The organism is Desulfosporosinus sp. BICA1-9, assembly GCF_000802135.1.
Map to the genome: position 1 here is coordinate 1 of NZ_JUEE01000093.1, position 10015 is coordinate 10015.

Annotated in this window: 9 protein-coding genes; all 9 read left to right on the plus strand. The window is 41.9% G+C overall.

Annotated features, from left to right (window positions below):
* Positions 1–395: 395 nt before the first annotated feature.
* Positions 396–1283, plus strand: coding sequence for a respiratory nitrate reductase subunit gamma (locus JL57_RS12470; protein WP_034142379.1), 888 nt, complete (start codon positions 396–398; stop codon positions 1281–1283).
* Positions 1284–1339: 56 nt separating this feature from the next.
* Positions 1340–2953 (plus strand): (Fe-S)-binding protein, encoded by a 1614-nt coding sequence (locus tag JL57_RS12475; protein WP_034142380.1) that lies wholly within the window; start codon positions 1340–1342, stop codon positions 2951–2953.
* A 160-nt stretch (positions 2954–3113) separates the two neighbouring features.
* Positions 3114–4802, plus strand: coding sequence for an FAD-dependent oxidoreductase (locus JL57_RS12480; protein ID WP_034142381.1), 1689 nt, complete (start codon positions 3114–3116; stop codon positions 4800–4802).
* A gap of 200 nt (positions 4803–5002) precedes the next feature.
* Positions 5003–5191 (plus strand): 4Fe-4S binding protein, encoded by a 189-nt coding sequence (locus JL57_RS12485; protein ID WP_034142382.1) that lies wholly within the window; start codon positions 5003–5005, stop codon positions 5189–5191.
* Between the two features lie 34 nt (positions 5192–5225).
* Positions 5226–6449 carry a dissimilatory-type sulfite reductase subunit alpha gene (dsrA, locus tag JL57_RS12490; RefSeq protein ID WP_034142383.1) on the plus strand — a complete coding sequence of 408 codons (1224 nt, stop codon included), beginning with the start codon at positions 5226–5228 and terminating at the stop codon, positions 6447–6449.
* Positions 6450–6487: 38 nt separating this feature from the next.
* Entirely contained in the window at positions 6488–7546 is a 1059-nt protein-coding gene (gene dsrB, locus JL57_RS12495; protein WP_034142384.1) for a dissimilatory-type sulfite reductase subunit beta, read from the plus strand.
* Between the two features lie 33 nt (positions 7547–7579).
* Positions 7580–7801 (plus strand): hypothetical protein, encoded by a 222-nt coding sequence (locus JL57_RS12500; RefSeq protein WP_034142385.1) that lies wholly within the window; start codon positions 7580–7582, stop codon positions 7799–7801.
* Between the two features lie 255 nt (positions 7802–8056).
* The gene (locus tag JL57_RS12505) at positions 8057–9562 is read left to right on the plus strand and encodes a cobyrinate a,c-diamide synthase (protein ID WP_045691323.1); all 1506 of its coding nucleotides are present in this window, start codon (positions 8057–8059) and stop codon (positions 9560–9562) included.
* 131 nt (positions 9563–9693) lie between these two features.
* Positions 9694–10015 (plus strand): transposase zinc-binding domain-containing protein (locus tag JL57_RS34310; protein WP_291300022.1); only part of this gene is annotated, 322 nt, incomplete at its 3' end.

Genomic DNA, 10015 nt, shown 5'->3' on the forward strand with positions numbered 1-10015 from the left:
TTTTAAAATAAGAATCTAAAATCCATGTCAACTTTGGAAGGAGGAAATTTCATGTACGGATACGGAGCAGGTTGCGGTTTAGGAAGTTGTGTTGGCGTAGGGATTATTGCAATCGCAATTCTTATTCTTATTGCCCTTGGTGTGATTTTCTAAAGATCTGAGTTATAATATTAAGGAGCATTTCTGTAAGGATTTCCTTCGGAGATGCTCTTTTTGATTTTCATAAAGTATTTAAAGGGTATATCAGATAATTCAACGAATTCTTAATTGCTAATACAAATATTGTCATCAATTTATGCGATGGTATTATGAGAAATGATAATTTTACAAGCATCAAAAACTCACTTAGACTAAAATAGTTAAAATAATAACAAGTGTAGGGAGGTTGAGGGTTTATGTTTCTTAGTTTGATTGCGTACTTATCCATACTCCTTTTTCTCGGAATATCTGTTTACAAAGTTTTTCAATTTGCAAAAATGCCCTTGCATGGGAGAATGGAACTCTATCCTGTACCTAAAGAAAAAGGGTTTGAACATGGGGGTTCCTATTATGAGGAAGTAGCGTGGTGGAGTAAGCCTCACGAAGTTTCTCATGTGAGGGAAGTCATAGAAATGTTAAAAGAGATTCTTTTCATCAAAAAGTTGTTTGAAAACCAACGACCTTTTTGGTGGATTTCTTATGCCTTGCACTTAGGGATTTACCTGCTCATGGCTTGGACCATATTATTGGTCGTAGGAGCGGTGACTGCCATCAATGGAATTAGTGTAGCTGCGAATAGTCCAAGTATTTGGGGTCTATTAATTTACTATTTATCGCTTGTTACTGGGATTTGCGGGCTCGCAGTAGGTACTTTAGGGGCTGGATTATTATTTCTGCGCAGGATGTTCGATAATACCTTGAAAAAATACACAACTCCACAAGAATACTTTAACCTTTTACTGCTTTTTGCAGCTCTGTTCACAGGGGTTCTCACCTGGGGCAGTGATTTATCCTTTCATACTGCCCGAGTAGTAACTTCGAACCTCATCACGTTTACGCCTTTTGAAGCCAGTGGCCTAGTCACCTTACACATAATTTTGGTTGGAATTATGCTAACTTATATTCCTATCAGTAAGATGAGTCACTATGTTGGGAAGTATTTTACCTTCCATACGGTTCTATGGGATAATAATCCTAATCTTAAAGGCAGTGAAGTTGAGCAAAAGGTCAAAAAAGCTTCGACTTTTCGCCCAACCACCTCTTGGTCTGCCCCTCATATCAAGCCACCGACCGTATCCAAGTAATAACGTCCAATCTTCCAATTCTTAAGGATTAACTATATGGAAAAGGGGATCTAAGTATGATAAATCAAAAAGATTTACGTCCAAAAGATATGGGACGATCGGATGAGCAACTGATTAAACTGGAACTTGATCAGTTAATGCCTTTATTAGCGCCCTATGATAAACCCGGAATGGAACCCCCGCTCACGGATCCTAAGCCTGCCTGGAAAGAAAAATACTGTACGTCGCTAGATGGTTATGTTGGTATCGATACCTTAGTTCGTCCCAAATCTAAAGAGGAAGAAGACGAGTTTGTCCGGAAGTTCCTCAGCGGCTTAGAAAAAATCTTTTCCGATGCTAATAATGGAGTACTACAACCGCTCTTATTGTCCTTTGAATACTGTGCTAAATGCGATACTTGTTCAGGCGCCTGTCATATATATTCGGCCTCGGGGAACAACGAGATGTACCGACCAATTTATCGTTCCGAGGTCCTGCGCAAAATTTTGAAAAAGTATTTTACCACGAGTGGAAAACTGCTGGGCAGCTTTGTTGGCGCAGATATCGATGTAAATTGGGAGACAATTGCTCGTTTGGGGGAATTAGCCTATCGCTGTAATCTCTGCCGACGCTGTGCTCAGACCTGTCCCCTGGGCTTGGATAATGCCATCCTTACCAAAGAAATTCGTAAGATTTTCAGCCAAGAAATGGGCATTGCGCCGACTCCTCTGCATACAAAAGGTACGATGCTTCAGATTAAGACCGGTTCTTCGACTGGCCTAGGCAAGCCGGCTTTTTTAGATACCCTGGAGTTTCTGGAAGAAGATACCGAAGAAAAATTCGGCATTAAGTTAAAATTCCCAGTCGATAAAAAAGGCGCGGATATACTAGTATTGCATAATGCAGGCGAGTTTATGGCATGGCCGGAAAACCCTGTAGCTTTTGCCCTTCTCTTTGATGCAGCAGGCATCAATTGGACCCTTAGCAGTGAAATCATGGGGTATGACAGTGTCAATTATGGACTATGGTATGACGATTATCAGGCTAAACAGATTGCTCTGATGCAGATGAAAGTAGCGAAAGATTTTGGAGTCAACCGAATTGTGGTCGCAGAGTGTGGACATGCCCATAAGGCTTCGATGATGGTCGGTGATCGCATGGCGTATGGAGATGCTAAGATTCCAGTGGAAAGTTGTCTGCCACTGCTTTGGGATATGGTCAAGAACAAACGACTAAAACTTGATCCCAGTAAAAATAACTTCCCTGTGACCCTGCACGATCCTTGTAATGTCGTGAGACAATTAGGGATTGTTGAACCTCAACGGAATATCCTGAGAGCAATTGCTCCTCAGTTTAGAGAAATGACTCCCCATGGAGTTGATAACTACTGCTGTGGTGGGGGAAGCGGTTTCGCCATTATGAACTCCCAGAACTTCCCTCAGTTCAGAGATCAAGTGGCGTCCCGGATGAAATTTAACCAAATCCTAGGAGCTTTCAAAGATACGATTGAAGATGCTTCAATTCCAAAATACATTTGCGCTCCTTGTTCTAACTGTAAAGGAGCTATGCGGGCTATTTTGGAACATTACGAAGTCACCGAGAAATACAACGTTCAGTATGGTGGCTTAGTAGAACTCATGGTCAATGCCATGGTAAGTATGGAAAAACCTTTCCTAGAGTTTCTAGAGTAATCGGATCTTACAGTTTTTAAACTGGAAGCTTTTAATGGACCATTTCAGACTATCTGAAATGGTCCATTGTTCAAGATTCATTGATCTTTCCGGACATTGAAATTGTGAGTTCATTAAGCTTTAGCTTGTGAAAAAATAAATAAATGGGGGAGAGTTGAACATGAAAGTAATTATTGTTGGTGGAGTTGCAATCGGTCCTAAAGTTGCTGCACGCTTAAGGCGAGTAAATCCCGATGCTGAGATCACTATTCTAGAAAAAGGAAGTCTAATCTCATATGGGGCATGTGGACTACCACTTTATGTGGGTAACTTTGTACCCCAATTAGATGACTTGATGAAGACTTCATATGGCTTGATGAGGGATACAGACTTTTTTCGAAACCAAAAAGATGTCAATGTCCTTACTCAAACTAAAGCCGAAAAAATCGATAGAAAAGAAAAAAAGGTTTATATTCGTAACCTTAATTCAGGTCTTGAAGAGACCGTGCCTTATGATTATTTAGTTCTTGCGACAGGAGCAAAATCCAGTATTCCTCCAATTCCTGGTGTGCATTTGGGCCAGGTCTTTACGCTTCACCATCCACACGATGCCCAAACTCTCAAGGAATTGATCAAAGCCAAAAAGGTCAAACATGTTACTGTAATGGGATCTGGGCTGATCGGCATTGAAACGGCAGATGCCTTAGCAAGTCCTCGATTAAAAGTCACTTTATGCGAAGCAGAAGTTCAGGTGCTGCCTAAGTTACTCGATGCTGATATGGCCAAACTGGTTGAGAGTAAAATGAAAGAGAGCGGGGTTGACATTCGCCTATCCTGTAGAGTGCTTGGTTTAGAAGGAGATCTTGAAGAAAATGTCTGCCGTGTCTTAACGGAACAAGGAACAATTGATACTGATGTGGTAGTGATAGCTACCGGAGTCCGCCCTGAAGTGGAGTTAGCTCACGAAGCCGGACTGAAGATTGGAGTTACAGGTGCAATTCAAGTCGATGAGCACATGTTAACAAATGATCCAGCAATTTACGCTGGCGGAGACTGTGCAGAACAACGTCATCTGCTTACAGGAGAGCCTGTTTACATTCCTTTAGCCTCAACCGCCAATAAACAAGGTAGAGTCATAGCAGATCATATCGCTGGAATGCCCAGCCGCTTTGCACCTGTAGAGGGGACGTCTGTTCTTCAAGCATTTGAACTTAATATTGGGCGCACTGGTTTGGGAGAAGAAGAAGCTCGAAAACGAGGTTATAACGTCGTAACCAGTGTCAGTAGTGGACTAGACTCTACTCATTATTACCTCATGCATGCCAATATTACGATTAAATTAATTGCTGAAAAGGAAAACGGTCGATTATTGGGAGCCCAAGTTTGTGGTATTGGTGAGAGTGTTAAGAGGCTGGATGTTTTGGCGACCGCTTTAAAATTTGGTGCGAAAGTAGAGGATTTAATCGATCTAGATCTAGCCTATGCGCCACCCTTTGCCACGGCAATTGATGTGCTCATACACGCTGCTACAACCTTGGAAAACATACGTCTGGGGTTAGCGCAAGGAATCACTGCTGAATCCGTTGTAAAACGCTTAAATGCAGGAGAGAAGTTATGTATTCTTGATGTGCGTGAACCGGAAGAAGTGAGTGCCAGCCCTCTACCATTCGAGGGGACAAAGGTCATAGCCTTGGGAGAACTAAGGGAGCGTTGGCAAGAGGTTCCAACAGATTCTTTGATTGTCACAGTATGTGGATTAGGTATCAGAGGGTATGAAGCAGTGCGTATGCTATTAGGAAAAGAAGTGCGTCAGGTGGCTTATCTACAAGGAGGTATCTCCGTTTTGAATGCCTATAAAAGTCAAGAATAGAGTTATAGATTTCATAATTAGTTTTCTGTATAGTACAATCTGTATTATATATTGTACGAATAGAACTCAAGGTGTTAAATTAAGTACATGGACTAGTGTTAATTTACACAAGTGAAAAGTTTCCCAGTCTCCCAGTACTCTATGTAGTCTCTAATAGTTCTCCTAATTGTTCTCTTTAATAGTTTAAGGAGGTGTAATTTGTGTTTATTGTATCAATCGATGAAGATGTGTGTTCTGGATGTGACGCTTGTACTGAAGGATGCCCAGCTCACCTGCTTGGCTTTAGCGAGGACAAAGCTCATGTAATCGGTGACGAATCAGAGTGCATGGGTTGTGAAAGCTGTACATCAGTTTGTCCAACTGGTGCTATCAGCATTGTTGAAATGTAAGAAACCCCATAAACTTGAAGACGGAGGGTGTGCCATGACAGAAAAGAAAACGCCACTACTGGACGAACTTGAAAAAGGTAAATGGCCCAGTTTTGTGACGGAAATTAAGCGAGCTGCGGTGAAAAGTGAAGCTGCAGGCGAGTTACTCCAAGTCTTGGAAAGATCCTATAATGAGCGCAGAGGACACTGGAAACACGGTGGTATCGTTGGAGTTAGAGGTTATGGCGGCGGTGTAATCGGCCGTTATGTTGATGAGCCTCAAACATACCCACATGTTGCTGAGTTCCATACGATCCGCTTGCTTCAACCATCTGGATGGTTCTACAACACGAAAACACTTCGTACAGTTTGTGATATTTGGGAGAAACATGGAAGTGGTTTGACCAACATGCACGGTTCCACAGGGGATATTATTCTTCTGGGCTGCAAAACGGAACAAATTCAACCTATTTTCGACGAGTTTAGTGATGCAGGGTTTGACCTCGGTGGTTCAGGCTCTTGCTTAAGAACCCCTAACTGCTGCGTTGGACCTGGTCGTTGCGAGCATGCTTGTTATGATACCCTTGAAGCATGCTATAATGTTACGAACGAATTCATGGATGAGCTTCATCGTCCTATGTGGCCATATAAGAGCAAAATTAAGTTCTCTGGTTGCGCTAATGACTGTACTTCTTCTATTGCTCGCTCTGACTGCTCTGTAATAGGTACTTGGCGCGATACATTAATCATCGACCAGGATGCTGTAAAAGAGTATGTAGCTAATAATTTTGATGTTCAAGGAATGGTCTGTGACAAATGCCCAACCCGCTGTCTGACATTCAATGCAGAGACTCAAGAGCTCAGCATTGTCGGTGAAGATTGCACACGTTGCATGCATTGTATTAATATGATGACCAAAGCTATTCATCCAGGAAAAGAAAAAGGTGCTACCATCTTGATTGGCGGAAAGTCCACCATTGTTCAGTCCGCTTTTATGTCATGGGTAATTGTTCCATTCATGAAAATGGAGACAGAAGATGACTTTGAGCCCTTTAAGGATCTCATGCGTCGCATCTGGGAGTGGTGGGATGAGCACGGTAAATCACGCGAGCGGATTGGTGAAACAATTTATCGCTTAGGAATGACCAAATTCCTCAAAGGAATTGAAGTCGAGCCTGTACCGCAAATGGTCTTCCGACCACGTGCTAACCCATATGTATTCTGGGATCAAGATGATCTTGACAGGTCTGGAACGGCACTCGATGGATCGAAGCTCTAAACTATAAAATAAAAGTAGCTAACGAGAGGTGGATAATGATGGCAGTTTTAGATCAAGGACCTCCGCATTATAAAAAGATGCTTCCTCCGATTGTAGAACAAAACTATGGACAGTGGAAATATCATGAAATTCCCCAACCCGGTGTACTCAAACATGTTGCAGAAAGTGGCGCAGCACTGTACAGTGTTCGCGTGGGTTCCCCTCGTTTAGTCAGTATTGATTTTGTACGTGATTTATGTACAATCGCTGACGAATATTGTGACGGATTTCTACGCTTCACAACCCGGAACAATGTTGAATTTTTAGTTTCAGATGAGGCTAAACTTCAACCACTACTTGACGATTTAGCTTCTAAAGGATATTGTGTTGGTGGAACAGGTCAATCCATTAGCAATATCGTTCACACTCAAGGGTGGGTACACTGTCATACTCCGGCTACCGATGCTTCCGGTGTCGTTAAAGCCGTTATGGATGATTTATATGAGTATTTCAATACCATGGTACTCCCTGCAAAATTAAAAATGGGCTTAGCTTGTTGCTTAAATATGTGTGGAGCAGCACACTGCAGTGATATCGCGATTGTTGGTGTTCATAGAACTCCTCCTCGTATCAACCATGATGTCATTCGTAAAGGAACTGAGATTCCAAGTCTCGTAGCTAGCTGTCCTACAGGAGCTATTCGTCCAGATCCTAAGAACAAGAGCGTTGTCGTTAACGAAGATAAATGTATGTATTGCGGTAACTGCTATACCATGTCCCCAGGAATGGAGATTTACGATCCTAAGAATGATGGTATTGCGATTCTTATTGGTGGTAAAACCTCGAATGCTCGTTCAGCCCCTAGTTTCTCCCGTATGGTAATTCCATTCCTTCCTAACACTGCTCCTCGTTGGCCTGAGACGACTGAAGCAATTCGCAAAATTATTGAACTCTGGATTGCTAATGCTCGTAAAGGAGAGCGCGTGGGTGAGTGGGTTGAGCGGATTGGTTGGGAGAAATTCTTCAGCTTGGCTGAGCTTCCATTCTCAGATATGTTGATTGACGATTATATCTTCTCCAGAGAAACCTTCCGTACTTCAGCATCATTTAAGTACTAATCTGAGGAAAAATTTAGAAAGTTGGTATTTAAAATGGCAAGAGGACCAGCAGATCCCGCAGTCAAAGCCAAGGTTCTGGAATACCTTGCGAAAGTCCAAAAAGCTAAGAGCAGAGACGTCGCAGTAGCTATTGGTGCGACAAAAAGCGATGTGGATAATGCAGTAAAGGAACTTACTGCAGAAGATCTCGTTGAATATCTCTACATCACGACAACCTTTATTTGCTTAAAAGGTAAGGTTCAAACTCCAGACTAATCTTGATTCTTATCTGTTAGAATGGATTAACGCATTCCTAATTAGACCATCCTAAATGTCCATATTCTTATAATGCAGATTAATTGAAGTCTGCATTATAAGAACGGGCCTCAGGATGGTCAATTTTATGATTGACAATCCATATGAAGCTTGTATTATGATAAGTATGATTCCTTTAAACTATCTCTCAAATTGCGAAATCGGTATTGAATATTTTTCCTGACCGAAATTTCTCCAAAGAAAGGTGTGGGTACGATGGTTTCCTTGACAGATATGAATGAATGCAGTATCAATAATGTCCCTCGCTTAGTAATTGGAGCACCTCAGGGTCGAAGTGGAAAAACAACCTTTACCTTAGGTTTGCTCAGAGCATTCGCTCGACAAGGTATGGCAGTTCAACCCTTTAAAAAAGGGCCTGACTATATTGACGCTAGTTGGCATACGGCTGCAGCTAGGTGTACTTGTCGAAACTTGGATTCATTTTTTATGAACAAACATGAACTATGCAAGTCCATATCTAATCAAGCATTGGACAAGTCTATCACAATCATTGAAGGCGCAATGGGACTATATGATGGCTTAGATTTGAGTGGAAGCAGCTCGACGGCTGAAATTGCCAAAATCACCCGTTCGCCCGTTTTATTAGTTGTGGATGCCACTCGTATGACCCGTAGTGTTGCGGCCATGGTGATGGGCTACCAACATTTTGATTCGGATGTTCAAATTGTTGGTGTAGTTTTAAATAAAGTGGCACGGCCTCGCCATGAAAAAATGGCTCGCGCGGCCATCGAAGAGTTCTGTAAAATCCCAGTGGTTGGTGCTATCCCTAAAGACATCAACTTATGCATCCCTGATCGTCACCTAGGGCTTGTTACCAATGGTGAAATAGATGAGACAGAAACCTTACTTGATTACTTTGCGGATGTCATTTGTGAACATGTGGACCTAAAAGAAGTTCTCAGGTTAGCTCAAAACGCCCCTCAACTTCCTCAGTTTCCTCAGACTATAGTCTCCAATTTAGCAAAATACTCTATTATAGATAAAAGTATCACACCTAAAATTGGGGTTATTCAGGACACAGCCTTTAGTTTCTATTATCCAGAAAACATCGAATCCTTAAAAGCCTTAGGAGCTGATATTGTCCTTATTAACTCTCTTATTGATAGTCAACTTCCTGAGGATATTGATGCTCTCTATATTGGAGGAGGATTTCCTGAGGTATTTGCTGCTAAGCTTGAAGAAAATAAGCTCTTGCGTGCAAATATTAGACGAGCTGGAGAAATGGGTCTGCCAATTTATGCTGAGTGTGGGGGACTTATGTATTTGGGTCGCTCAATTCAAGTCTCTTCGCAAAACTATGAAATGGTCGGGTTACTTCCTTTCGATACCCAAATGGAAGCGAAGCCCCAAGGGCATGGGTATACGCTTATGGAAGCAACGACTAATCAGTCGTGGTTTGCAGATGGAACAGTAATTAAGGGGCATGAGTTTCATAATTCTCGAATCGTAAACTTGTCTCCAGATATGAAGTTTGGGTATAAGGTTCAGCGAGGGCATGGGATAAATGGGCAAAATGACGGAATTTGTTATAAGAACGTTTTTGCTGCCTATAATCACATTCATGTACTAGGCAGCCCTGAGTGGGCTGAGGGCATGGTAAAGTTAGCCATGAATTACTGTCGGAAAAAGTGGATCCAAACAGAAAAGCTAACAGGAGATTGTGATTATCGTCACGAACTCAATAATCCACAAGTAATTTAATATTGAAGCATTACACATAAGTAATGCTTCAATATTAGAAAAAGCCTTCCGACAGGGAGGTTTTTTCTAACGTATCAGAAAGTATAAGTTTAGGGTCCCCCCTTTACTTGCGAATTTGGTATTATAGAAGTATGAAAGAGAACATTTTAAGAGAAATATTTTTCGATAAACATAAGCATTGGGAAACGTTCTCAGAAAAGCATAAAGAACGTTTACGAGCCATCGTTATAAAAGAGGTGGAGAAATTTCACAGATGCGGGGATCCAAAAAATGGTTTCAAGCTTCTGGTATGTGAAGGTTGCCATGATGTAAGGATCGTGCCGTATCGCTGTAAAGGACGGTTTTGCACAACTTGTTCGAGTGGCGAGACCGAGGAATGGAGCCGAATGATCGTGGAAGAGGTCGTACAAGTCAATCATCGTCATGTCATATTTACCATAGACGAAGGACTAA

Excerpts from the sequence above, each read along its gene's own strand:
- JL57_RS12470 (WP_034142379.1), top strand. The coding sequence starts at position 396 with ATGTTTCTTAGTTTGATTGCGTACTTATCCATACTCCTTTTTCTCGGA.
- JL57_RS12475 (WP_034142380.1), top strand. The coding sequence starts at position 1,340 with ATGATAAATCAAAAAGATTTACGTCCAAAAGATATGGGACGATCGGAT.
- JL57_RS12480 (WP_034142381.1), top strand. The coding sequence starts at position 3,114 with ATGAAAGTAATTATTGTTGGTGGAGTTGCAATCGGTCCTAAAGTTGCT.
- dsrA (WP_034142383.1), top strand. The coding sequence starts at position 5,226 with ATGACAGAAAAGAAAACGCCACTACTGGACGAACTTGAAAAAGGTAAA.
- dsrB (WP_034142384.1), top strand. The coding sequence starts at position 6,488 with ATGGCAGTTTTAGATCAAGGACCTCCGCATTATAAAAAGATGCTTCCT.
- JL57_RS12500 (WP_034142385.1), top strand. The coding sequence starts at position 7,580 with ATGGCAAGAGGACCAGCAGATCCCGCAGTCAAAGCCAAGGTTCTGGAA.
- JL57_RS12505 (WP_045691323.1), top strand. The coding sequence starts at position 8,057 with ATGGTTTCCTTGACAGATATGAATGAATGCAGTATCAATAATGTCCCT.